18 protein-coding genes are annotated in these 25,541 nt (G+C 62.0%); 12 read left to right on the top strand and 6 right to left on the bottom strand.

Going from position 1 to position 25,541, the window contains the following annotated elements; all coding sequences use genetic code 11:
• Nucleotides 1-86: 86 nt before the first annotated feature.
• Nucleotides 87-809 (bottom strand): pirin family protein, encoded by a 723-nt coding sequence (locus ACSFE6_RS24865; protein ID WP_435430058.1) that lies wholly within the window; start codon nt 807-809, stop codon nt 87-89.
• Nucleotides 810-1,126: 317 nt separating this feature from the next.
• Here ACSFE6_RS24865 and ACSFE6_RS24860 point away from each other — a divergent pair, with 317 nt between their 5' ends.
• Nucleotides 1,127-2,077, top strand: a complete 951-nt coding sequence (locus tag ACSFE6_RS24860) for a GlxA family transcriptional regulator (RefSeq protein WP_435430057.1) — start codon at nt 1,127-1,129, stop codon at nt 2,075-2,077.
• Nucleotides 2,078-2,228: 151 nt separating this feature from the next.
• On the top strand, nt 2,229-3,635 hold the full coding sequence (locus ACSFE6_RS24855) for an ATP-binding protein (RefSeq protein ID WP_435430056.1): 1,407 nt from the start codon (nt 2,229-2,231) through the stop codon (nt 3,633-3,635).
• A gap of 90 nt (nt 3,636-3,725) precedes the next feature.
• Here ACSFE6_RS24855 and ACSFE6_RS24850 read toward each other — a convergent pair whose 3' ends face one another.
• Nucleotides 3,726-6,527 (bottom strand): ATP-binding protein, encoded by a 2,802-nt coding sequence (locus ACSFE6_RS24850; protein ID WP_435430055.1) that lies wholly within the window; start codon nt 6,525-6,527, stop codon nt 3,726-3,728.
• 375 nt (nt 6,528-6,902) lie between these two features.
• Here ACSFE6_RS24850 and ACSFE6_RS24845 point away from each other — a divergent pair, with 375 nt between their 5' ends.
• The 3 genes from ACSFE6_RS24845 to ACSFE6_RS24835 all read left to right on the top strand — a co-directional run bounded on the left by ACSFE6_RS24845 (nt 6,903) and on the right by ACSFE6_RS24835 (nt 9,853).
• Nucleotides 6,903-7,478, top strand: coding sequence for a flavodoxin family protein (locus tag ACSFE6_RS24845; RefSeq protein WP_435430054.1), 576 nt, complete (start codon nt 6,903-6,905; stop codon nt 7,476-7,478).
• A 33-nt stretch (nt 7,479-7,511) separates the two neighbouring features.
• The gene (locus tag ACSFE6_RS24840) at nt 7,512-8,336 is read left to right on the top strand and encodes an alpha/beta fold hydrolase (RefSeq protein WP_435430053.1); all 825 of its coding nucleotides are present in this window, start codon (nt 7,512-7,514) and stop codon (nt 8,334-8,336) included.
• A gap of 74 nt (nt 8,337-8,410) precedes the next feature.
• Nucleotides 8,411-9,853, top strand: a complete 1,443-nt coding sequence (locus ACSFE6_RS24835; protein ID WP_435430052.1) for a catalase — start codon at nt 8,411-8,413, stop codon at nt 9,851-9,853.
• 138 nt (nt 9,854-9,991) lie between these two features.
• Here ACSFE6_RS24835 and ACSFE6_RS24830 read toward each other — a convergent pair whose 3' ends face one another.
• Nucleotides 9,992-10,408 carry a helix-turn-helix domain-containing protein gene (locus tag ACSFE6_RS24830; protein ID WP_435430051.1) on the bottom strand — a complete coding sequence of 139 codons (417 nt, stop codon included), beginning with the start codon at nt 10,406-10,408 and terminating at the stop codon, nt 9,992-9,994.
• Nucleotides 10,409-10,567: 159 nt separating this feature from the next.
• On the opposite strand from ACSFE6_RS24830, the gene ACSFE6_RS24825 reads away from it, so the two are divergent.
• The 5 genes from ACSFE6_RS24825 (at nt 10,568) to ACSFE6_RS24805 (ending at nt 15,942) form a co-directional block, all read left to right on the top strand.
• Nucleotides 10,568-11,494, top strand: a complete 927-nt coding sequence (locus tag ACSFE6_RS24825; protein WP_435430050.1) for a LysR substrate-binding domain-containing protein — start codon at nt 10,568-10,570, stop codon at nt 11,492-11,494.
• A gap of 261 nt (nt 11,495-11,755) precedes the next feature.
• The gene (locus tag ACSFE6_RS24820) at nt 11,756-12,364 is read left to right on the top strand and encodes an antibiotic biosynthesis monooxygenase (RefSeq protein ID WP_435430049.1); all 609 of its coding nucleotides are present in this window, start codon (nt 11,756-11,758) and stop codon (nt 12,362-12,364) included.
• A gap of 9 nt (nt 12,365-12,373) precedes the next feature.
• A complete protein-coding gene (locus ACSFE6_RS24815) occupies nt 12,374-14,212 on the top strand; it encodes an amidohydrolase (RefSeq protein WP_435430048.1) in 1,839 nt (612 codons plus the stop codon).
• 42 nt (nt 14,213-14,254) lie between these two features.
• On the top strand, nt 14,255-14,881 hold the full coding sequence (ycaC, locus tag ACSFE6_RS24810; protein WP_435430047.1) for an isochorismate family cysteine hydrolase YcaC: 627 nt from the start codon (nt 14,255-14,257) through the stop codon (nt 14,879-14,881).
• Between the two features lie 167 nt (nt 14,882-15,048).
• Entirely contained in the window at nt 15,049-15,942 is an 894-nt protein-coding gene (locus tag ACSFE6_RS24805) for a LysR family transcriptional regulator (protein ID WP_435430046.1), read from the top strand.
• Nucleotides 15,943-16,086: 144 nt separating this feature from the next.
• On the opposite strand, the gene ACSFE6_RS24800 is transcribed toward ACSFE6_RS24805, so the two are convergent.
• From ACSFE6_RS24800 to gspG, 3 genes are all read right to left on the bottom strand, one after another.
• Nucleotides 16,087-16,770 carry a hypothetical protein gene (locus tag ACSFE6_RS24800; protein WP_435430045.1) on the bottom strand — a complete coding sequence of 228 codons (684 nt, stop codon included), beginning with the start codon at nt 16,768-16,770 and terminating at the stop codon, nt 16,087-16,089.
• A gap of 167 nt (nt 16,771-16,937) precedes the next feature.
• On the bottom strand, nt 16,938-18,125 hold the full coding sequence (locus ACSFE6_RS24795; protein ID WP_435430059.1) for a type II secretion system F family protein: 1,188 nt from the start codon (nt 18,123-18,125) through the stop codon (nt 16,938-16,940).
• Between the two features lie 14 nt (nt 18,126-18,139).
• Nucleotides 18,140-18,589: a type II secretion system major pseudopilin GspG gene (gspG, locus tag ACSFE6_RS24790; protein WP_435430044.1), complete on the bottom strand. Its 450-nt coding sequence runs from the start codon at nt 18,587-18,589 to the stop codon at nt 18,140-18,142.
• A gap of 211 nt (nt 18,590-18,800) precedes the next feature.
• Between gspG and ACSFE6_RS24785 the strand changes: the two genes are divergently transcribed.
• Nucleotides 18,801-19,409 carry a lytic transglycosylase domain-containing protein gene (locus tag ACSFE6_RS24785; RefSeq protein WP_435430043.1) on the top strand — a complete coding sequence of 203 codons (609 nt, stop codon included), beginning with the start codon at nt 18,801-18,803 and terminating at the stop codon, nt 19,407-19,409.
• A gap of 204 nt (nt 19,410-19,613) precedes the next feature.
• Nucleotides 19,614-25,448: a manganese-oxidizing multicopper oxidase MnxG gene (gene mnxG / locus ACSFE6_RS24780; protein WP_435430042.1), complete on the top strand. Its 5,835-nt coding sequence runs from the start codon at nt 19,614-19,616 to the stop codon at nt 25,446-25,448.
• The last annotated feature ends 93 nt before the right edge of the window (nt 25,449-25,541 follow it).

The raw sequence follows: 25,541 nt of genomic DNA, 5'->3' as shown, positions 1-25,541 counted from the left end.
CCCCCCCCCCCCCCCCCCCCCCCCCCCCCCCCCCCCCCCCCCCCCCCCCCCCCCCCCCCCCCCCCCCCCCCCGCTCCTACAAGGCTTTATGGCATTTCCGGCAATTCCTGCGGCCGCAGATCGAACACCAGCACTTCAGCATCTACACCATTGCTCAAGGTCAGCAACTGTTCTTCGCGAACCCGCACACCGTCACCTGCCTGCAAGCCCAAGCCGTTAAGCTCGACACTGCCCCGAGCCACATGCACGTAGGCGTAGCGGTTGGCGGCCAGTTCCAGGGTGGCGCTTTCCTGGCCGTCGATCAGCCCGGCATACACCCGCGCATCCTGACGCACTTTCAATGAACCCTTGGCGCCGTCGGGGGAGATGATCAGTTGCAGGCGACCGCGTTTCTTCTGTGGGCTGAAGTGCTCTTGCTGATAGCGCGGTTTGGCCCCGCTGACTTCAGGCACGATCCAGATCTGCAGGAAGTGCACCGGGTGTTTGTCCGAGTGGTTGTATTCGCTGTGCGCCACGCCACTGCCCGCGCTCATCAGCTGCACGTCGCCGGGACGGATCACCGAGCCCGTGCCCAAGGTGTCTTTGTGTTCCAGCGCGCCATCGAGCACGTAGGAGAAAATTTCCATGTCACGGTGCGGGTGCTGGCCGAAACCTTTGCCGGCCGCCACGCGGTCATCGTTGATCACCAGCAGGTCGGAAAAACCCTGTTCTTTCGGGTTGCGATAGTTGGCGAAGGAGAAGGTATGAAACGACTTCAACCAGCCATGGTTGGCCATGCCACGATCAGAAGCCTTGCGAAGGGTCAGCATGATGGAATCTCCTGTGGGGACGTGAATTCGTCCGAGTGAGGAGAAGGTTAATGGTTACTGGCTGGTGCAATAAGTAGATGGAAATTGAAATACTGTCTCGTTTCGGTTGACAGTGATGTAGGCGACGCTGACGCTTTACTTCGACATAATGCAGGGCTATGCCGGGCGCAGACCCTGTGGGAGTGAGCCTGCTCGCGAAAGCGGACTGACCGGCACCTCTGCGCTGAATTTGAAACCCTATTCGCGAGCAGGCTCGCTCCCACAAAGGGCCGTGTTCGGCGGTCTGATCTTATTGCGACCTTGGTGATAATTAACCCATGAAAACCGTGGCAATGGTGCTGTTCCCCAACTTCCTCCTGCTCGACATGGCCGGGCCCATGGAGGTGTTTTCCATCGCCAATCGGTATCTCAAGCCCGACGACCATTATGTGCTGACGACCATCGGCACCGAGCCCGGTGCGCTGCGGGCGTCCAATGGCGTGAGCGTGCAGGCCGATGTGTCTATCGATCAGGCCTGTGACGGCTTTGATTTATTGCTGGTGCCCGGCGGTCCCGGTGCCTACAACGAAAAGCATCCGCCGTTGCTCGATTGGCTCAAGCACAACGTCAGTCGGTCCAGGGCCTATGGCTCGATCTGTACCGGCGCATTTGTGTTGGGGCATGCCGGTTTGATAGACGGCTACCGTGTGACCACCCACTGGCATTACACCGAACGCCTGATCAAGGCCTTCCCCAAGGCGTGCGTCGAAACTGACCGGATATTCGTACAGGACCGCAGCCTCATCACGTCCGGCGGTGTCACCGCCGGCATTGACCTGGCGCTGTCGGTGGTCGCCCAGGACCATGGCAAGAAAGTCGCTCAGGACGTGGCCAAGGTGTTGCTGGTGGTGATGAAACGCCAAGGCGGCCAGGCGCAGTTCAGCCCGTTGATGGCGGCGGTGGCGCCCCATGAAACAGCGATTACCCGGGTGCAGAACCATGTACTCGAACATCTCGATGAGACCTTCAGCATCGAACGCATGGCCGGTCTGGCCACCATGAGTGCGCGGCACTTCGCCAGGGTCTTTGTCCGGGAAACGGGCATGACGCCCATGGAGTTTTTGCAAAACGCCCGTATCGATTGCGCCAGGAACCTGCTGGAAACCACCGAGTTGCCGCTCAAGACCGTAGCCTTCAAAAGCGGTTTCGGCAGTGTGCGGCATATGCGCTTTTTGTTCGGCGAAAAGCTCGGCCTGACGCCGACCCAGTACCGCGAGCAATTCAGCTGATGCCATGGCCGTTTTGCGCACCGTAATGGCCGTGACACTCCCCCCGTGCCAGTTGTACCGTCACCGAGGCCTGCCAAGATAGCCGTGAATTCATTGCAAGGAAGGTTCGGCCTGGATGTGTACCGGGCAGGTTCCCGGCGGGTGAAGGTGCATGAACAGCCTCAGAGACATACACAGCGACACGGTGCTGCGCTTCGGCCCCTACGCGTTCCACCTCAATCAGCGATTGGTGCTCGAAGGCGACCAACCGCTGCGCCTGGGCGGGCGGGCCCTGGATATCTTGCAGGTACTGGTCGAGCACGCGGGCTCGGTGGTCAGCAAGAACGAAATCATCGCCCAGGTGTGGCCGAGGTCGGTGGTCGAGGAAATCAATCTGCGGGTGCACATTGCCGCACTGCGTCGAGCCTTTCGCGACGGGCAGGACGGGCGATGCTACATCGTCAACATTCCCGAGCGCGGTTACAGCTTTGTCGCGCCGGTGCAGCAGGCTTTGCTACACACCTCGATCTCGCTCGAAAGCCTCCCCCCACCCCGACATAACCTGCCCGCGCGGTTGACGCCGGTCATCGGACGCGATGCGGTAGTGGGCAGCCTGGTGCGGCAGTTGCCGGAGCGACGCTGCATGACCCTGGTCGGACCGGGCGGTATCGGCAAGACCACAGTCGCCCTGAGGGTCGCCGAGTTGCTGTTGCAGCACTTTCGCGATGGTGTGTGGCGGGTGGACCTGGCGACGATTGACGATCCGACTCAAGTGGAAGATCACCTTGCGCGTGCCCTCGAGCTTGAAACCGGCGCCACCCTGTCGGCGCTGGGTCAACGCCATGCGTTATTGATCTTCGATAACTGCGAGCATTTGCTGGAACGCAGCCGGGCTGTGATCGAAGCATTGCTGGCCTCGGCACCGCGCCTGTCTATTCTGGTCACCAGTCGCGAACCACTGCTGGCCGCTGGCGAAACAGTGCTGCCGTTGCCACCACTGGTGGTGCCACCGACGTCGGCGTTGCGCAGTGTCGATGAAGTCATGGGATATTCGGCGGTGCAGTTGTTCGTCAGTCGTGTTCGGGCCCGTCAGCAAGGGTTTACCCTGCGCGAACAGGACCTTCGGGGAGTACGCGAAATCTGTCGGCGGCTCGATGGACTGCCCTTGGCAATAGAGCTTGCGGCAGCGCAGATCGATGCCTTGGCGCTGGTGGGCCTGCAAGCGCAACTGGATAATTGTTTTCAACTGCTGACCCAAGGGCGGCGTACGGCAGTCCCCAGGCACCAGACCCTCAAGGCCGCCCTGGACTGGAGCTACGAACGGTTGAGCCCGTTGGAGCAATCCGTGTTGCAGCGCCTGGCGGTGTTCAAGTCGGCGTTCACCCTGGACACCGCGGTGGGCGTGGTCAGTTGCGCGAAACTATTGCCCGAGCGGCTGAGCAAGGTGCTGGAAAGCCTGGCGCTCAAATCGCTGTTGTCGCGGGAGCAGACCCAAGGCGTGACCCGTTATCGCTTCCTCAACACCACTCGCAGCTATGCCCAGGAAAAACTCGAGCACACTGGGAATGCTCTTCTGTAGGAGCGAGCCCGCTCGCGATGGTCGTTAACGATAATGCGTGTTTACTGGCTAATCGCGGTGCTCTTGAGTCCATCGCGAGCGGGCTCGCTCCTACAGAAGGCTGTCCTGCAACTCGCTGAGTAAACGCTGCACGGCAATCAGATCCGGCGTGGCATGCCCTTCGGTGAATCGCTCGTAGACCGGCGTCAGCAGTTCATAGGCTTGCCGAAAGCGACCCTGACGTTGCCAGAGCCGCGCCAGCGATGTGGCGCTGCGCAGTTCCCAGGCCAGGGCGCCCTGGGTTTGTGCCACGTCGAGCGCCTTGCGTAGCACCGTTTCGGCGGTGCAATCCTTGACTGGACAATCGGCGGCCAACAGCGCAACGGCACGGGCCCGCAGAATCTCGGCGGTGCTCCATCCCGCCGCGCCACTGTCGGCGCGTTGCAGCAAATCGTCATCGACGAAGGCGGTGTCCAGGGTGACCATGATTTCCTTGATCAAACCAATGCCCGGACGTTGCGACGCCTGCGCATCGGCCCTGTCGATGACCCGCGCATAGTGCTGCGCCCACGTGAAGAACAGCAGCACCGAGTGTTTCTGTGCCTGTTCCAGCAATAGACGCAGCAGGTCGCGAGCCGTCCGCGTATCGCCGTTGTAGTGGGCGATCAGGCAGCCCGAGAGTGCCAGGGTGTAGCAGATGGAGGTGCCATGGTTGATCTGCAAGGCGATGTCCAGTGCCTGTCGAGCCGTGCGCCAGGCCTGCTCCGGTTGACCCTGCAGCCAGAGGATGCGCGCCAGGATGGTCAGGGAGGCGACGCTCTGGTCGTACTGCACACCGAAACCATGGGTGAAGCGGTTGAGGTGGCCGCTGTGGGCCATGCGCTGGATGACCCCTTCGGCATCCACTCGCGCCCGTGACTGATCGCCGGCAAAGTGCAGGGCCAACACCCGCAAGCGATGCGTGCTCAATGACAGTAGCGGATCGCCGTGTACACCCAATCGGTCGAACTGCCGGCTTTGTTCCAGGGCCATTTGGTAATTGCCGCAACTGAGGTTGACCGCCATGTGTCCGGATACGGCGCGCAGTTCTCCAACCACATCATTGCACTGCCGGGCCAGGCTTCTGGCGGTGACAAAGGCGCCGACGGTTTCCGCGCTGGCGCCCTGGACGTGGTAGCAGGCACTACCGAGGGCCAGTTTCAAGGTCATTGCCAAGTGCGCACAGGGCTCGGACGCGTCATTGAGCAACGCCAGGGCCTTGCGCACATAACCGCCGTGCTCCTTGAGCAGCGACAACTCCTGCCAGAGCGGTGTGGACGCCGCCGTCAAACGGATCGCCAGCGCTCTGGGACCTTGCGCATTCAGGCCCCAATCGACGGCTGCGCGGATATCCTCCAGGCTCCGGGCATAGCGCTCGAGCCACAGGGCGGTCGATGTTTTCTCCCAATCGTTCTGCGCCTGCTGCATCAAGGCCAGGCAGCGTTCGGCGTGGCGTTCACGGGTGCCGGCCAACTCGCCGATCTGTTCGAGTTTCTCAAGGGCATAGTGGCGGGTGGTGTCGAGCAGGCGGTAGAAAACCTCCTCGTCGCCGACGTCCACACTCAGCAGGGACTTGGCCACCAATTGCGTGATCGAACCAAATACCTCGCCGGGTTCGATGTGCTCGCCGACGATCACTGCGGCTGCCGACGCCAGGGTAAAGCCGCCACGGAAGATGCCCAGGCGGCGCAGGCAGGTTTGTTCGCAGGCACTGAGCAGTTCGAAGCTCCAGTCCAGTGTGGCGCGCAGGGTCTGATGCCGGCCCAGGGTCGTCTGGCTGCGGTGGGTGAGCAGGCGAAAGCTGTCTTGCAGTTGCGCGAGCAAACCGCCCAGGCCAAGGCTGGCGACTTGTGCAGCCGCCAGTTCCAGAGCCAGCGGAATGCCATCGAGGCGACGGCAGACGTCGATCAGCAGCGGCAGTTCGGCATCGTTCAATTCGAAACTGTCGTGGCTGGCCATCGCCCGCTCGACGAACAATTGCAGCGCGGAAAACCCCAAGGCCTGGGCGCGGTCCAGCACGGCAATCGGAGGTGGGCAATCCAGCGATTCCAGGCGCTGGACGAATTCACCTTCGGCCCGCAGGCTCTCGCGGCTGGTGGCCAGAATGTGCACCTGCGGTGCGCCACGCAGCAGGCTCTCGCAGAGCAGGGCGACGCTATCGATCAGGTGTTCGCAATTGTCGATGACCAGCAGCATCTGCCGTTCGCGCAGGAACAGGGCAAGGCTGTTCAGCGGTTGCGTGTCGTGCAGGGACAGGCCCAGCAATGTGGCCAGGTGAGCGCTGATCAGTAAGGGGTCGTTGATCGGTGCCAGGTCCAGCAGGCGGATGCCGTCGCGATATTGACCGATAAGCTGTTCGGCCACGCGCAGGGCCACGGTGGTCTTGCCGATGCCGCCGGGGCCGATCAGGGTGATGAAGCGCTGGCGCGGTAGTTGTGTCACCAGGTGATCGACCAATGCCTGGCGACCGATCAGGCGGGTGCGGCGCAGGGGCAGGTTGTGCTCGCTCGATGGCGGGCCTTCGCTGGCCGGTTGGTGCTCGACACGCTCTATCGAACAGGGCGCGACAAAACTGTAGCCGCGCTGCGCCACGGTGATGATGTAGCGCTGGCCGGCCTGACCGTCGCCCAAGGCCTTGCGCAGGGCCGCCATGTGCACCCGCAGGTTGATCTCTTCAACCACGCTGTTGGGCCAGACTTGCGCTATCAGTTGTTGCTTGCTCACCACATTCCCGGCGTGCTCCAGCAGGATCAACAGGATGTCCATGGCCCGCCGGCCGAGGCGCAGCGGCTGGTCGGCCTCCATCACCAGGCGTTGTCCGGGGTAAATCCTGTAGGGGCCGAAATGCACGGCCTGTTCGAGGGAAAGGGTCAACGGCTCACTCCTGCCTGCATCCGTCTAATTCGCGGTTTTCGAGCATATTCCTCAGGTTTTTTCATCCGCGCAATGTGCTGGCCGGATGACTGCGCGGTGCCTGTTTCGACTGCAGCGTTCATCGGACCTTAGCGGACTCCTGTCTTCATTGGGTGCCGTGCTGACAAAAGGGTGGTCGGTGCATTTTTCGTGTCATGGAAAATTAACAACGTTTAACTCGTCCTGAGTCCGCTCTAAGCCCAAAACTCTGCCACTTCAACTTCCACCCGGTCATGTGGGAGCGAGCCTGCTCGCGAAAGCGGCGGCACAATCAACATCTTCAGTGACTGATACAACGCCTTCGCGAGCAGGCTCGCTCCCACAAAGGACATTGGAATGAGCAAGGTAGTGGTGGTCTATCACAGTGGCTACGGGCATACCCGAGTCATGGCCGAGGCAGTGGCCCAGGGAGTGGAACGTTGCCCGGGCAGCACCTGCCGGCTCGTTCCGGTCGAAGCCGTGGACGATCACTGGGATCACCTGCACCAAGCCGATGCGATCATTTTTGGCGCCCCGACCTACATGGGCAGCGCTTCGGCGGCGTTCAAGGGCTTCATGGAAGCCACGGCGTCGTTCTACCTCGCCCAGCCGTGGCGCGACAAACTGGCGGCCGGCTTCACCAATTCCGGTTGCCTGTGCGGCGACAAGCTCAACACTCTGCTGCAGATGGCGGTATTCGCTGCCCAGCATTCGATGATCTGGGTCGGCCTCGACCTCTTGCCCGCGCGCTCCGCTGCGGGGGTGTTCGACGGGCAACTCAATCGCCTTGGCAGTTCGCTGGGCGCCATGGCCCAGTCGAATGTCGAGCAGTCTCCCGAACTGGCCCCTCCGGCCGAAGACCGATGCACCGCCGCGCACCTGGGCGAACGGGTGGCGCGGCTGGCTGGACGCATGGGTCGCGCCTCGGATTGATTCACACCCACACCAAGCAAAGGAGCATGTTCCATGAGCACATTCACCACCCGCGACGGTACCGAGATTTACTACAAGGACTGGGGCAGCGGTCAGCCCGTCGTCTTCAGCCATGGTTGGCCGCTGAGTGCCGACAGCTGGGAGTCGCAGATGATTTTCCTCGCCGACCAAGGCTACCGGGTCATCGCCCACGATCGTCGTGGCCATGGTCGCTCCAGTCAGCCGTGGGCCGGCAATGACATGGACACCTACGCCGATGACCTGGCGCAATTGATCGAGCGGCTGGACCTGAAAGACGCGGTGCTGTTCGGCTTCTCCACCGGTGGCGGTGAAGTGGCGCGCTACATCGGTCGCCATGGCACCGGCCGCGTGGCCAAGGCCGGGCTGATTTCCGCGGTACCACCGTTGATGCTCAAGACTGAAGCCAACCCCGGCGGCCTGCCCATCGAAGTGTTCGATGGCATTCGCCAGGCCTCGCTGGTGGACCGCTCGCAGTTGTACAAGGACCTTGCCGCCGGGCCGTTCTTCGGTTTCAACAAGCCCGATGCCAAGCCCTCCCAAGGCATGATCGACTGGTTCTGGATGCAAGGCATGACCGCGGGCCACAAGAACGCCTATGACTGCATCAAGGCGTTTTCGGAAACCGACTTCACCGAAGACTTGAAGAAGTTCGACGTGCCGACCCTGGTGGTGCATGGCGACGCCGACCAGGTGGTACCGATCGAAGCGGCGGGCATTGCTTCGGCAGGATTGGTGAAAGGTTCTACGCTCAAGGTCTACCCCGGAGCGCCCCATGGCTTGACTGATACCCACAAGGACCAGCTCAACGCCGATCTGCTGGCGTTCCTCAAGGGTTGATCGAAGCCGGCGCGGGCATGGATCCGCGCCGCACCTGATGCCTGATGAGCCGCTATCCATAAAGAGGTAAGCCCGTGAAAAAGCTGACCAATGCCACCGGTGCCCCGGTGGCCGACAACCTCAACATCCAGACCGCCGGACCCCGTGGCCCGGCGCTCCTGCAAGACATCTGGTTGCTGGAAAAACTCGCCCACTTCGACCGTGAAGTGATCCCCGAGCGGCGCATGCACGCCAAAGGCGCGGGTGCTTATGGCACCTTCACCGTGACCCATGACATCACTCGTTATACAAAAGCCAATATTTTCAACTCAGTAGGCAAGCAAACGCCGCTGTTCATGCGTTTCTCCTCGGTGGCCGGCGAACGTGGCGCAGCGGATGCGGAAAGGGACATCCGTGGTTTCGCAGTGAAGTTCTACACAGAGGAAGGCAACTGGGACATCGTCGGCAACAACACCCCGGTGTTTTTCTTCCGCGACCCGCTGCGTTTTTCCGACCTCAACCACGTGGTCAAACGCGACCCGCGTACCGGTCTGCGTAACGCGACCAGCAACTGGGATTTCTGGACCTTGCTGCCCGAGGCGCTGCATCAGGTCACCATCGTCATGAGCGATCGCGGCATTCCCACCAGTTTCCGTCACATGCACGGCTTCGGCAGTCACACCTTCAGCCTGATCGACCGCGACAACCAGCGGGTGTGGGTGAAATTTCATTTTGTCTGCCAGCAAGGCATCGAAAACCTGTCGGACGCCGAGGCCGCCGTGGTGGTCGGCAAGGACCGCGAAAGTAACCTGCGGGATTTGTACGAGAGCATCGAGCAGGGCCATTTCCCGCAATGGAAACTGTGCATCCAGGTGATGACAGAGGAGCAGGCCAACAACTACCGGCACAACCCGTTCGACCTGACCAAGGTCTGGCCCCATGGCGAATTTCCGCTGATCGAAGTCGGCACCGTGGAACTCAATCGCAACGCCGAGAACCACTTCGCCGAAATCGAACAAGCGGCGTTTTCCCCGGCCAACGTCGTGCCCGGCGTCAGCTTCTCACCGGACCGCATGCTCCAGGCACGGCTATTTTCCTACGGTGATGCCCAGCGCTATCGCCTGGGGGTGAACTTCAATCACATCCCGGTCAACGCGCCGCGCTGTCCGCATCACAGCTATCACCGCGACGGTGCCATGCGCACTGACGGCAACCTGGGCGGCACGGCCAGTTATTTCCCGAACAGTGTCGGCGAATGGGAAGACTCGAAGGAACACTCCGAGCCGCCATTGCCGCTGGAAGGCTTCGCCCGACACTATGACCATCGGCTTGAAGAGGATCACTGGGAACAGCCGGGCAATTTGTTCCGCCTGATGGACCCGGCGCGCCAGCAGTTGTTGTTCGAGAACACGGCGCGGGCCATGAACGGTGTCCCGCAGTCGATCCGCCAGCGGCATATCGACAACTGCACCAAGGCTGATCCGGCTTATGGGCGTGGAGTGGCCGAGGCATTGGAGCGATTGGTTCCGCTGGGCTAACAGAAATCCGCGAGGCACCTTGATCCCTTGTGGGAGCGAGCCTGCTCGCGAATGCGGCATGTCATCGAACAGAAATGTCGACTGGCACTCCGCCTTCGCGAGCAGGCTCGCTCCCACAGGGGTGGTGTTGTGCCCGGTCTACAGGGTTGCGTTGTGAACGGATCGAACTGTCCGACAACGCCAGGCAAACGGATTGATCCCTTCGCTGCGGGTAAACATGTGGCAGAAATGCGCCTGATCGCAGAAACCGCATTCCAGGCTGATTTGCGTGAGACTCAGGTCTGTGTGCTGGATCAGCAGCTTGGCCCGGGAGATGCGTTGTTGGCGAATCCAGTCCTGGGGCGAGAGGCCGGTGCTGCATTTGAAGGCCCGGGAGAAATGACTGCGCGACAACGCGCAGGCCTTGGCCAGGTCGGTCACCTCCAGCGTCTGGCCGAGACGCTCCAGAATCAATTGTTTCACCAGTCGTTCGCGCTGGGGGCTGAGGCCACCGGTGGTTTTCTTTGGCGCTGGCGTGACGGTCGCGCGGGCAACGTTTTGCTGGAAATGAGCCATGGCGAATGTCCGTGTCGGTAGGCTTCATTCTTGAAGCCGATGGCTCTGCCGTGCGAGTTAAACGTTGTTAATTCCTCGTCCAAAACGGGAAGTCTTGGGTAAAGTCAGACACAATCCAAACCCCCCGAGCCTGATTGAACTCACAAGGAACCCGTGCCTATGAATCGAAACGATCTGCGTCGCGTCGATATGAACCTGCTGGTGATTTTCGAAGCGCTGATGTTCGAAAAGAACCTGACCCGCGTGGCGGAAAAACTGTTCATGGGTCAACCGGCCGTGAGTGCGGCTCTCGGGCGCTTACGTGATTTGTTCGATGATCCGTTGCTGTTGCGTAACGGTCGAGGCATGGAGCCGACCGGGCGGGCGCTGGCGATTCTCAAGGAGCTGCAACCGGCGATGGATGTGATTTCCGGTGCGGTCAGCCGGGCCAAGGAGTTCGATCCGGCGATCAGTTGCGATGTGTTTCGCATTGGCCTGTCGGACGATGCCGAGTTCGGTCTGTTTCCGCCACTGTTGCGCCAGTTGCAGGAAGAAGCCCCGGGGATCGTGGTCGTGGTGCGTCGCGCCAATTACCTGTTGATGCCGGCCTTGCTGGCCTCCGGGGAAATCTCCGTGGGCGTGAGCTACACCACGGACCTGCCGGCCAATGCCAAGCGCAAGAAACTGCGCGACATTCACTGCAAGGTGCTGCGAGGCGATACCCGACCGGGTCCGCTGACTCTCGACGAGTACTGCGCGCGGCCCCATGCGATGGTGTCGTTTTCCGGTGACCTGAGCGGCAACATCGACCTGGACCTGGCCAAGGTCGGGCGGTGTCGCAAGGTGGTACTCGGCGTGCCTCAGTTCAGTGGCTTGCGTGCGTTGCTGGCCGGCACCGAGATGATTGCCACAGTGCCCGATTACGCCGCTTGCGCCTTGGTGGAGGGATGCGGCTTGCGGGCCGAGGATCCGCCGTTTGCGATTGAGGCGGCGCAATTGTCGATGGCCTGGAGCGGGGTGCATGACAATGACCCGGCGGAGCGCTGGTTGCGTTCGCGGATCAGTCAGTTCATGGCGGCGCCGCTGGATATTTCGGTTACGGCCTGACAGTCGATCAGGCTTTTGCGGATGTCCCCAATCTCCTGTGGGAGCGAGCCTGCTCGCGAAAAACGCCGGGACACCGCGGGCATTCAGGCAGCCCGCGTCATCGTTGACGTCCATCGCGAGCAGGCTCGCTCCTACAGGTAAGGGGAGTGCTTTCCATTACTCGGAGTCCACACAAAAAGAGCACGTACATCCAATTTTTTCCTTGCCCGCCCCGGCACTATGAAACCCAGTTCTCAACCCGTCTCGCCGGAGCCTTTCGTCATGCCTCAAGCCCATTCCCGGACTACAGCGCCGGGGTTCGATGAAGTGGTGACGCTGATCGTCAAGCACCGGATCAAGGCCGGTCATGAAGCAGCCTATGAAGCCTGGCTGCGCAATATCGTCAAAGTGGCCGGGCAGAGCGAGGGGCATCTGGGGGTGGATGTGGTCCGGGGCAAGCACGCCGGTCTGCAGATGTTCACCTGCGTGCTGCGCTTTTGCTCCACCGACGCCATGCAACGCTGGCTCGATTCGCCGCAACGCCAGGCGCTGATCGACGAGGCCGCGCCGATGCTCGCGGACGGCGACCAGACCGAAGTCAATCCGGTCAACGAATTCTGGTTCGCCCCGCTTGCCGATGCGGCATCGCCGCCGCCACGCTGGAAGCAGGCGGTGGTGACGTTACTGGTGATCCTGCCGCACACCTTGCTGGTGCCGCTGCTCTGGGGGCCGCTGTTGCAGCTCAATGCGTTCCTGTCCAGCTACGTGGTCGCCACGTTCCTGATCACCCTGACTATCGTGTTGTCAGTGGTGTACATCTTCATGCCGCTGGCCACACGTCTGTTCGCACCGTGGCTGGAAGCCGGCCAGTCCCATTCCACACATTCTTGAGGAAACGCGATGAGCGCCGATCTGATTTTGTTCAATGGCCAGTTCCACACCGTTGACCGGGAAAACCCGAGAGCCAGTGCCGTGGCCATCCGCGAGGGTCGCTTTGTCGCGGTCGGCAGCGATGCCGAGGCCATGGCGTTGCGCGGAGCGGGCACGCAGGTGATCGACCTCAAGGGTCGCTGCGTGATTCCCGGTCTCAACGACTCGCACTTGCACCTGATCCGTGGCGGCCTGAACTACAACCTTGAGTTGCGCTGGGAAGGCGTTCCGTCCCTGGCCGATGCGCTGCGCATGCTCAAGGAACAGGCCGATCGTACGCCGACGCCGCAATGGGTACGCGTCGTTGGGGGGTGGAACGAATTCCAGTTCGCTGAAAAGCGCATGCCGACCCTTGAGGAGCTCAATCAGGCCGCGCCGGACACCCCAGTGTTCGTCCTGCACTTGTACGACCGCGCCTTGCTCAACCGTGCCGCGTTGCGTGTGGCCGGTTACACCCGTGACACGCCGAACCCGCCGGGTGGCGAAATCGTCCGTGATGCCAACGGCAATCCCACCGGCATGCTGGTGGCGCGTCCCAACGCGATGATCCTCTACTCGACCCTGGCCAAGGGGCCGAAGTTGCCGCTGGAGTATCAGGTCAACTCGACGCGTCAGTTCATGCGCGAACTCAATCGCCTGGGCTTGACCAGCGCCATCGATGCCGGCGGTGGTTTCCAGAATTACCCGGACGATTACCAGGTGATCGAGCAGTTGGCCAAGGACCAGCAACTGACCATTCGCATTGCCTACAACCTGTTCACCCAGAAGCCCAAGGAAGAGCTGGCCGACTTCAAGAGCTGGACCGGCAGCGTCAAGTTGCATCAGGGTGATGATTACCTGCGACACAACGGCGCCGGGGAGATGCTGGTGTTCTCGGCGGCGGACTTCGAGGATTTCCTGGAGCCGCGCCCGGACCTGCCGCAAAGCATGGAAGACGAACTCGAACCGGTGGTGCGCCATCTGGTCGAGCAGCGCTGGCCGTTCCGTTTGCACGCCACCTACAACGAATCCATCAGCCGCATGCTCGACGTGTTCGAGAAGGTCAACCGCGATATTCCGTTCAACGGTCTGCCATGGTTCTTCGACCACGCCGAAACCATCACCCCGCAGAACATCGAGCGGGTGAGGGCGCTGGGGGGCGGCATTGCGATTCAGGATCGCATGGCGTTCCAGGGCGAGTACTTCGTCGAGCGCTATGGCGCCAAGGCCGCTGAAGCGACGCCGCCGATCCAGCGCATGCTCGCCGAAGGTGTGCCGGTGGGCGCCGGCACCGATGCGACGCGGGTGTCGAGTTACAACCCCTGGACTTCGCTGTACTGGATGGTCAGCGGTCGCACCGTCGGCGGCATGGCGTTGCATGCCGAGGGCCTGTCACGGCAGACCGCGCTGGAACTGTTCACCCACGGCAGTGCCTGGTTCTCGTCCGAGCAGGGCAAGAAGGGCCAGATCAAGGTCGGGCAACTGGCCGATGTGGCCGCGTTGAGCGCGGACTTTTTCAGTGTCGAGGAAGAAGCGATCAAGTGGATCGAGTCGGTGCTGACCGTGGTCGGCGGCAAGGTCGTGTATGCCGCCGGGGATTTCGAAAAACTGGGACCGGCCAGTGTGCCGGTGCTGCCGGACTGGTCGCCGGTGGTGAAGGTCCCGGGACACTGGCGGCCGAACTCACCCTTGCAGGCCCAGGTTCACCAGTGCAGCGGACCCTGTGCAGTGCATTCCCACAGCCATGAACGGGCGCGCCTGTCGAATGCACCGGTCAGCGATTTCGCGGGTTTCTGGGGCGCCTTTGGCTGCTCGTGTTTTGCCTTTTGACCAATACCAACAAGCGACAACCATCCACCAAGGAGTTTTTTCATGAGCAATGTTCCGTACAAACGCCTGAACAAAGATGATGCAGTGGTGTTGCTGGTCGATCACCAGACCGGTCTGATTTCGTTGGTGCAGGACTTCTCCCCCAACGAATTCAAGAACAACGTGCTGGCCCTGGGCGACATCGCCAAGTTTTTCAAACTGCCGACTATCCTCACCACCAGCTTCGACAAGGGGCCTAACGGTCCGATCGTGCCGGAGCTCAAGGCACAATTCCCCGAGGCGCCATTCATTGCCCGTCCAGGCCAGATCAACGCCTGGGACAACGAAGACTTCGTCAAGGCCGTGAAAGCCACTGGCCGCAAACAACTGATTATCGCCGGTGTGGTGACTGACGTGTGCGTGGCATTCCCGACTCTGTCGGCCATTGCCGAAGGTTTTGAAGTCTTCGTGGTGACCGACGCTTCCGGCACCTTCAACACCACCGTGCAACAAGCGGCCTGGGCGCGCATGTCGGCCGCCGGTGCCCATCTGCTGAACTGGTTCTCCGTGGCCTGCGAGCTGCAAGGCGACTGGCGCAACGACATGGAAGGCCTGGCCAACCTGCTGTCGGAACGCCTGCCGAACTACCGTAATCTGATCAACAGCTACACCACGTTTACGGCCAAGTAAGTCCAATGTGATCCTTGTGGGAGCGAGCCTGCTCGCGAAAACGGTCTGACAGACACTGACGTGGTGACTGTCCTACCGCCTTCGCGAGCAGGCTCGCTCCCACATTGTTTTGCGCAAAGGTATTAAAGTCGCTATAGAGCTCTCTGACTGTCACCAAGAGCATGACAATGAACCCCTTCGAAGACATGCGCATCTTCTGCCAGGTCATGGACTCCGGCAGCTTCACTGCCGCCGCGGATCAACTGGGCCTGTCCAAGCAATTCGTCAGCCGACGCCTGATGCAGCTCGAAGAGCGCCTGGGTGTCCGGTTGCTCAATCGCTCGACCCGGCGCCTGGACGTTACGCCCCTGGGCCAGAGCTATTACGAATCAGCCCTGCGCCTGCTCGGCGAAGTCGAGCAAGTGGAGCAGGGCATCGCCGGGCAAACCACGGAGCCGCGCGGCACCCTTCGCGTCAGCGCGCCGCTGTCGTTTGCGCTGGCGCACCTGGGTTGCCTGTTGCCGCTGTTCTTGCAGCGCTACCGTGACGTCACGGTGGAAGTGGACTTGAGCGATCGACCGGTTGACCTGCTCGGCGAGGGCTACGACCTGGCCTTGCGCATCGGCACACTCGAAGACTCGACATTGATTGCCCGCCGTATCGCGACCATCGAGCGCGTGTATTGCGCTAGTCCCGCTTACCTGGCCGAGCGCGGTACGCCGCTCATACCCGAAGAACTGCAGGACCATGACTGCCTGCCTTACGGCCACGGTCGTCAGGTGCAATGGCGGTTCGCGGGGCAGGGCAAGCCATTGGTCGTCAATGTCACCGGACGGATGCGGGTCAACAATGGCGAATTGCTCAGGGACGCGGCGATTGCCGGGATGGGGATTACCTACCTGCCGACCTTTATCGTTGGTTCGGCGTTGAAGGAGGGACTGCTGGTGACCGTGCTGGACGCGTTTCGACCGCAGGCACTGATATTGTCGGCTGTGTATCCGCAGCATCGCCAGTTGTCGCGGCCGGTGCAGGCGTTGATCGAGTTTTTGCGCGAGCGGTTGGATCGAGTCGAGGATGTGTGATTCACGCCAGCCACTGTGGGAGCTGGCTTGCCAGCGATGGCGATGGCACAGTCGACATTGATGTCGTCTGACACTCCCCTATCGCGGGCAAGCCCGCTCCCACAGGTTTATTGCACGTCAGCTCATGCGTTTGTCTTTCCCGACTTAACCGGCACGATGCACGCCGTGGTCATCGCCGACTTCACCGGACCGGTGCACGCCGTGGTCATCCCCGATTTCACCGGAGCGGTGCACGCCGTGGTCATCCCCGATTTCACCGGAGCGGTGCACGCCGTGGTCATCCCCGATTTCACCGGAGCGGTGCACGCCATGGTCATCCCCGATTTCACCGGAGCGGTGCACGCCGTGGTCGTCACCGATTTCACCCGAGCGATGAACCCCATGATCATCACCCGGCTCGGCGTGGGTGCCGCTGCGTCCGGAGTTCGAAGCGGTACCGCCGGCATGGTCGCTGCCGCTGTGACCGCTGCCGGCACTATTACCGCCGTGCCCACTGCCGCTGCTACCGCCGTGGCTGCCACCGTTGCCACCGCTACTGCCACCGCCGCCGTGGCCACCACCGTTGCCGCCGCCGCCACCACCGTTGCCGCCGCCGCCGCCGCCGCCGCCGCCGCCGCTGCCGCCGCCACCGCCACCACCACCACCGTTGCCGCCGCCGCCACCACCGTTGCCGCCGCCACCGCCGCCGTGGCCACCGCCACCACCGCCACTACCACCGTCTTTCGCGTGGGCGCTCGACATATCGGAAAAACTGCCTGGAATCAGTACGGTAGACGCCGACAGAACCGCGCCAATAGCTACTGCCAGTAAAAGCTTGTTGATGTGCATGTCGTTCTCCGTCTTCTTTTTTCAGATTGGAACGTTGATGAACAATGCAACGTGCTGATTTCTCCCTGTATTCAGCAGGAACGTTGGAAAACACCTCAACGCACCGGTTTATTCGGTTGCACGGTTGAGAAACCATGCAACCGATGGTCAGGGCCCGTTCCAGAGGGTCAGTGAATGCTCGAGGCCAGCTCGAATATCGGGATGTACATCAGGATCACGATCACCCCGATCAACAGGCCGATGAAGGTCATGAGCAAGGGTTCGAACAGCCGCACGAACCATTCGATCCAGCGGCTGATTTCTTCGTCGTAGAAGTCGGCGCTGCGCTCCATCATTTGCCCCAGGTTGCCGGACTGTTCGCCGGCACGCAGCAGGCGCAGGGACACCGGGGTCACCAGGTGATTGAGCTCCAGCGCGGTCGACAGCGATTGCCCCTCGCGCACCCGTTCGCAGGCCTGGTCCAGGCGTGTTCGGGAGGCCACGGTGAGCAGGTTGCGAACCATGCCCATGGCCGTGACGAGGGGGATACCGCCCTGTAGCAGAATGCCCAGGGAACGGTAGAAGCGCGCCAGTTCATACATGAAAATGCGCTGATGGACGGCCGGGAGTTTTTCGATCAAACGATCCACGCCACGGCGAAAGGACGGTTGGCGCGAAAGCAGGGCGAGGGCGACGATGATCGCCAGGAAGGCGCCGAAAAATTCGCCCTGATGGGCATGCAGGAACATGCCGCTGCTCATCAGGATCTGCGATAACCATGGCAGGTTCGATCCCAGACCTTCGAACACCAGGCTGAAGCGTGGCACCACGTAGCCCATCAAAAACAGCACCACGCCACCGCCCACCACCAGCAACAGCATCGGATAGATCGACGCACTGATGATCTTCTGGCGAACCTCGTCCATGCGCTGGCGATAGCTGACGTATCGGCCCAGGGCATCGCCCACGGCGCCGGTTTTCTCGCTGGACTGCACCAGTGCCACATACAACGGCGGGAACACCGCCGACAGCTGGCCCAAGGCCTGGGAGAACGATTTGCCTTCATACAGCAGGCGCACAAGTTCGCTCAGGGTCTTGCGGGCCTGTGGCGCGGATTCTTTCTCCGCCAGGCTTTCCAGTGCGTCGATCAACGGCAGGCCGGCATTGAGCAGCGTGGTCAGTTCCTGGCTGAACAACACCAGATTGAACGTTTCCCGCTGCTTGAGGCGCAACGCCCGCCAGTTTCGCTCGGCGTGCAGGCTGACCACCCGCAGGCCCTGGTCTTCGGCAATGCGCCGGGCTTCGCTATGGCCTGGCGCTTCGATGGTCATTGAAACCACACCGGTCTTGCCGACCGCTTTGAGGTGAAAGCGCATGGTCGCCATTGCCATCAATTCCAGTTGGTGACTTCGGCGTTTTCGCCTTCGCCGCCGGGCTGGCCGTCCTTGCCCATGGACAACAGGTCGTACTCGGCGTTTTCACCGGGGTAGCGGTAGGTGTAGTTGCGCCCCCAAGGGTCTTGCGGGAGTTTTTTCTGCAAATACGGGCCGGTCCAGTGGGTTTCATCACTGGGCGCGGTGACCAGCGCCTGCAATCCCTGTTCGGTGGACGGGTAATGACCGACTTCCAGCCGGTACAGGTCCAGGGCCTTGCTCAGGCCTTCTATTTGCGCCTTGGCCACTTTCACCTCGGAGCGACCCAGTTGAGCGAAATACTTTGGCGCGACGATACCGGCCAACAACCCCAGCACCACCAGCACCACCAACAGTTCCAGCAGGGTGAACCCGCGCTGGGCTCGCAGAGAAAAGTCACGCGGGGCGAAAGACAGTCGCTGTTTCATCTTGATGACCTCACTTTGTCGGCAGGAAGGGTCGCTGCTGATTGATGTAGTGAGGCTTATGCAATTGCCATGCAAAGGTTTTTGCTTGCCTCTGCACCCCCCGTGTTATGGCGCTTTGCGGTTTCGGCACAGTGCTTGCTCATGGCTGATTCACCACCGGCCATTGGGGCATTACCCCCACTTTTCGGGGCCGTGCAGGGGAGGTAGAACAATGAAAACGCTCACCACAGGAATGCTCGGATTGATGCTGCTGGCCGGTGCCGCGCAGGCCGACGTATTCGTTTCCGTGGACACCAAGGGCAACTTTGTCCTGTCGAACGTCCACCGTCCCGGTCGCCACTATGAGCGGGTCGTCCGCGAGCCCGAAGCGGCGGTCGTCAGCCTCGACCAGCAACCGCAGATGATTGCGGCCAGGCCCTATGCCGAGCTGGTCTCCAAGGCGGCCACAGACAACCAATTGCCCGCCGCGCTACTGCATGCGGTGATCCAGGCCGAGTCCAGTTACAACGCCAGTGCCGTGTCGCCCAGTGGCGCGGGCGGGCTGATGCAACTGATGCCCGACACCGCCCGGGAACTGGGGGTGAAGAACGTCTACGACCCCAAGTCGAACATCCAGGGCGGCGCCAAATACCTCAAACGCCTGATGACAATGTTCGACAACGACATCGAACTCGCCGTGGCCGCCTACAACGCCGGTCCCCAGGCGGTGCTCAGCCGTGGCGGCGTGGTCCCGCCGTTCGCCGAAACCCAGCGGTATGTGCCCAACGTCTTGAACCAGTACCGGCTTCTGCAGGGGCTGTCGGCGAACGCCCCGTTGTGAGCGAAACCCCGCGCCGGTTTTCCCCAACATTGGGGGAGGGTGGCCCCGGCGAAAAATTGGGGAAAAACTGGGGGATTTCCCCCGATGAATTAAATGGCATTCATAAGTTATTGAAAATTAAATAAAAATTTTATGGCATGCGGATTGCTCAAGGGAGTTGTCGAGAATTATTCCCTGTGAGTATCCACAGCGAGGCCCGTGATCATGACCGGCATTTTCCACGCTCCACACATTCTTCCCTGGCTGTTATTGGCGGCATCGGTGCTGGGCATCGAGTTCGCCGAAGCGGCTGCGCGTTGCGAGCGCAACCTGGTGGCCAACGTCGTGACGCTGGACCAGCCGCTGATGTTCAACCGCCTCGGTGCGCAGAACGTCAACGGCATGATGTTCGCCCTGCGTCGCGATGTGGTCGATGACCATGACGTTTCGCTCGCCCAAGGGGGCGCAGCGGTGCCGGGTAAAGTCTCGCTACGCGCCGACAAGCGTCCGCGCCCGCTGGTGCTGCGGGTCGCCGCCGGTGACTGCCTGACCATCAACCTGCAAAACCTGCTGGCCTATCAGGCCAACCCTGGCTCCCACGAGGGCGGCGAGGAAGAAGAGGGTGAGGAAGAGGAAGGCATCCAAATTGGCAACAACGAGATTTTCAAGGTCGATGAGCAGGTTGCCGACCGTCACGTTGGCTTCCAGGTCAACGGCCTGCAGGCGGTCAATAGCATCGATGACATCGCCTCGTTCACCGGGCGCAATGCCAACACCCTGATCCCACCCGGCGCCACCCGTTCCTACACCTTGTACGCCGAGCGGGAGGGGGTGTTCGCGGTCAGCAGCCGTGGTGCGACCTTCGGTGGCGAGGGCGCGGCCGGCAACGTCGCCAACGGCCTGTTCGGACAGGTGGTGGTGGTACCCAAGGGCGGTCGCATGTACCGCAACACCGTTACCGAAGAAGAGATGCGCCTGGCCACCACCGGACGCACGCCGGCAGGCCAGCCTATCGTCGATTACCAGGCGCGCTACCCGCAACGCGAACCATGGATTCGTGAAGGCAAGGCCGGCACGCCGATCATCAATATGGTCGACGGCAATGAAATCGTGTCCAGCGAGAGCGACGCGATCGTGATGGGCAGCAATGCCGATGGCAGCTTCCCGCCGTCGACTTATCCGCTCGAAGCCGTGGGCAAACGCAACCCGGCGATTCCCAATCGACTGGAGCCGTTCCGCGACTTCGCCTCGCAGTTCCAGGATGAAACCGCCGCGACCCAAGCCTTTCCCGCTTACTGGGCCGATCCGGTCATGGCCCACGTGTTGGAGCCGACCCGCGATTCGTTCATGATCAACTACGGCTCCGGCGGCATGGGCGCCGAGGTGGTCGCCAACCGGTTGGGCGTCGGACCGATGCACGACTGCCTGTCCTGCGCCTACGAAGAGTTCTTCCTCAGCTCCCACACCGTGGGTGATGTGGCGATGCTGGTGGATGTACCGGCCAACGCTGGCCTGGAAGGCATCACCCCCGGCCAGACGCCAAGCGCCGATCAGATCGGGGTCAAGGCGACCATGGCGCTGTATCCATCCGAGCCTTCCAACGTCAATCACAGTTACATCGGTGACTTCGTCAAATTCCGCAACACCCACAATGGCCACGAGCAGCACATCTTCCACCTGCACGGGCACCAGTGGCTGTTCAACCCCAACGACGACAACTCCGACTATGTGGATGCCCAGGGCATCGGCCCGGGCGCCGGCTACACCTATGAAATCGCCAACGGCGGTTCCGGCAACCGCAACCGCGTAGCGGGCGATGCGATCTATCACTGCCATTTCTATCCGCACTTCGCCCAGGGCATGTGGGCCATGTGGCGGGTGCACGATGTGTTTGAAGAGGGCACCAAACTCGAAGTTTCGCAACAGGGCGAGGATGGCTTCCACAGCGAACCTTACGCGCTGCGCAGCGGCAAACCTGCGGCGGGTGCACGGGCCTTGCCCGACGGTGAAATCGTCGCCGGCACGCCGATCCCGGCCGTGGTTCCGCTGCCCGGCAAGGCCATGCCGCCGATGCCAGGCAAAGTCGTTGTCATCCCGAAAGTCGGTGAAACCCTGGTGGCTGCCAACGACGACGATGACGAGGAAGAAGAAGGCGATGATGACGGCGAGCACCATGGCGGTAACGCTCAGGCCATCGGTTCGCTGGCGCTGGTCGATCGCAGCGAAGCTAACCGCAACGCCGACGGCACCCTGAAAAACCCTGGTTATCCGTTCTGGATCGGCGGCATGGAAAGTTCGGTCGGCCAACGTCCGCCAACCCCACCGCTGGACATGCTCGACGCCGCCACGGCGCAGAGCTTGAAGGCCACGGGCAAAGCCCTGTGGGCCAACCTCGACCCCAATCAGTCCGGTGGCTGGGACGGCGGTCTGGGGCGCCATTCCCTGGACGGTTTCTCCGCCGGGGGTGAAGCTGAAACCGTGACCACCTCGCTGGATTTCTCCAAGGAAGTCAAACGCGCCAAACCGCTGTATCTGCCGGAAGAGGGCACCGAAGTCGAGCAGGCGGCGATGGCTTTCCACGCCAAGAAAGAACACCCAAGCTTCGCCTTGCTGCCGGGCAATCAAATCGTGGCGCGCAATTTCCGCACCAACGGGGCCTTGCCAGTGGCCGGTGCGCCGTACTACGAACCTTGCATGGATGACCGGCAAAAACGCCTGACCAGCAGCGCCGGTACCGGTGAGTTCGCAAGCGGCGAGCGGCTAGATGGCATGTCGTTCATCGGCGCCTCGACCTTCACCGCCGATCGTCCACGGGTCTACAAAGCCGCGAACATCCAGTTCGACGCGGTGTACAACAAGGTCGGCTACCACTTCCCGCAAGCGCGCATCCTGGCGCTGTGGGAAGACGCCTGGCCTGTGATCACCAAGCAGCGTCCACCAGAGCCTCTGGTGATGCGCATGAACACCTTTGACTGCGTGCAGTACCAGCAAACCAACCTGGTGCCGGCCGTCTATGAGATGGATGACTATCAGGTGCGCACGCCGACCGATGTGATCGGTCAGCACATTCACCTGCCGAAGTGGGACCTGACCGCTGCCGACGGTTCGGCCAACGGCTGGAACTATGAAGACGGCGTACTTTCCCCGGGCGCCGTGCAAGAACGCATCAAGGCCATCCGCGAGTACAACCAATGCGAAGGCACCGACCCGCGTGACGGCACCCCGGCGTGTCCGAAAGCCAAGAACCATCCGTACTTCGGCCAGTTCGGCCGGGCCGATTGGGTCGGGGCGCGGACGGCGATGCAACGCTGGTTTGTCGATCCGGTGGTCAACGCCAAGGGTGTGGACCGTGGCCTGGGCACCATTTTCACCCACGACCACCTCGGCCCATCGACTCACCAACAGATTGGCCTGTACGCCACCGTACTGGCCGAACCTGCCGGTTCCACCTGGTTCCACGCCGAAACCGGCGAGCCGTTGTACAGCGGCGCGCGCCAGGATGGCGGGCCGACTTCGTGGCAGGCGGTGATCTCCACCGGCGACCTGGACGGCGACGGCAAGAACGACAGCTTCCGTGAGTTCTTCCTCGAGTACAGCGACTTCCAGCATGCCTATGAAGCCGGTGTATATGTAGGCGCAGGTCCCAATGGCGTGCCGAACCCGCAAGCGTTCCCGGCCACTGCCGACAGCTTCCGCTACGCGATCAACCCGCCGGTGCGCAACAACGCCAGCACCTTGCTCGATGGCATCATGGAAGTGCAGGGCGGTATGGTCCCCGGCTGCCCGACCCGGCCATGCCCACAAGCGATCTCGGTCGATGACCCAGGCATGTTCGTGGTCAATTACCGCAATGAACCGCTGGCCCTGCGGGTGTACGACCCGAACAAGGTCGGCCCGGACGGCAAGCGCGGCATGCAGGCCGACGGCCTGGGCGGCGACCTGGCGTACGCCATGCAAAGCCGTACCGACCGTGCGATCCCGGCGATGAACCTGGCGCCGAACCTGATCACCTCGGCCACCGGTCCAACCGGCGGCACCACCCTGTTCCCACCGCATATCAACAAGGGTGGCGCGGAGGCGGGCGACCCGTTCACCCCGATGCTGCGCACCTACACCGGCGACAACGTGCGGCTGCGGGTGCACGCCGGCGGTCATGAAGAGGAGCACAACGTCACCCTGCACGGCGTGAAATGGCTGCAAAGCGGTTCCGGTTTCGGCAACAGCTCCAACTCCGGCTGGCGCGCGTCGCAAATGATCGGGATCTCCGAGCAGATGGGCTTCATCGCACCGGTTTCGATGCTCTCCAGTTCGGCGGCGACCACGGGTGACTACCTGTACTCGATGGACGCTTCGATCGAAGGCTACTGGAGCGGCATCTGGGGCGTGATGCGCAACTACACCGCCCAGCGCAACGACCTGTTTGCCTTGCCGAACAACGCCAAACCGACCGGCATGCGCAATACCGTGGCATTCGACGGCGTCTGCCCACGGATTGGCGCCAACCCCAACGGCATCGGTACCCGTCCGACACCGCAACGTAACTATGAAGTGGTGGCGGCACTGGCGAACGACATCCTGACCAATCCGCTCGGCTTGACCATCGGTGATCCGGCGGGGCTTGGCCAGCATGTGGGCGGACCGCTGAATCCGGCCGGGGGCACCCTGGTGTTCAACTCGCGGCCAGTGAGCATTCCGCAAGTCACCGTGACTGACCCCGAAGACGGTGAAACCATCACCATCGGCGGGCAAAGCGGACCGCTGCATGACCCGACCGCGATCCTCTATGTGCGCAAGGCAGACCTCGATCCGGTCACCGGCAAGCTCAAACCCGGTGTGCCTGTGGAACCGTTGGTACTGCGTGCAGCGGCCGGTGACTGCATCAATATCACCCTGGAAAACCGTCTGCCGATGGTCATGCCCGACCTGACCCAAACGGCGGTGATGCAGGGCATGGTCAAGCGCGACCGCAACAGCGGCACCGGTTCGACCACCTTCAGCAACAACCTGATGCGGCCGTCCAGCCATGTTGGCTTGCACGCTCAGTTGCTGGCGTATGACATCACCAAATCCGACGGCACCAACGTCGGTGCCAACCCGACCCAGACCGTACCACCGCGCGTCGGCAACAGCGGCGCCTACCCGAACCGTACCTACCAGTACTACGCCGGGCACCTGGAGCGTGAAGGCAAACCGATCACCCAACTGGGACGTAATGTCGACAACATCAACGCCACGGCGGTGGAGTTCGGTGGCTTGAACATCACCCCGGCCGATGTGATCAAGCAGTCGCAAAAAGGCCTGGCGGGCGCAATGAGCATCCTGCCGACAGGCGCCACCTGGGTTGACGATGTGCGCAAGGTCAATGCGACCGTCACCGCACCGGGTCAAACCAGCTACCGCGACTTTGCGATGGTCTGGCACAAAGCGTTGAACATTCGCTGGGCCAATGGCCGGCCGGTGGAAGGGATTGCCGCTGAGGGGGCCGGGGTGCCGACCGATCCGCAGGACAACTCCAGCATGGCCATCAACTACAAGACCGAGCCGATGTGGTACCGCTTCGGCCTGGCACCGGATGCACCGTTCGGCCATGCCGACGGCGCGGGCTACGGTGACATGGTCAATGCGCACATGGCCTACAGCAACGCGTTGGTGGGCGGCGATCCGCAAACACCGGTGCTGTACGCCAAACCGGGGCAACCGTTCCGTACCCACATCCTGATGCCGACCGGTGGCAGTCGTGGCACCACCTTCCAGCTCGACGGTCACGTCTGGTCGACCAACCCGTTCCTGTCCGAGAAGAGCGACACCGGTGGCTACCCGATGAGCACCCCGGGCGTGGGGTCGGTGAAGTTCGGCTACAACCCGATGTCGATGTACATCGGCGCCCACGAAAGCGTACTGCCGGCAGCACACTTCAGCTTCATGCTGCCGAGCGCCGGGGGCGTCAATGCGATACCCGGTGACTACCTGTTCCGCGACTACGGCGCCTATGGCAACACCTCCGGGCTGTGGGGATTGCTGCGGGTGACCAACGAACCGGAACCGGCGCCGGTGCCGTAGGTGCAGAGAAAACGGGGACGACAGGGTCCCCTGTGGGAGCGAGCCTGCTCGCGAAGAAACCACCTCGGTTTTGTGTGGTGCGGCGGATGACGC

The sequence above is a fragment of the Pseudomonas baetica genome, assembly GCF_051216495.1.
Taxonomy (GTDB): Bacteria; Pseudomonadota; Gammaproteobacteria; order Pseudomonadales; family Pseudomonadaceae; genus Aquipseudomonas; species Aquipseudomonas baetica_B.
Note: the sequence above shows the minus strand (reverse complement) of the source record. Positions and strands in the feature narration are given on the sequence as shown.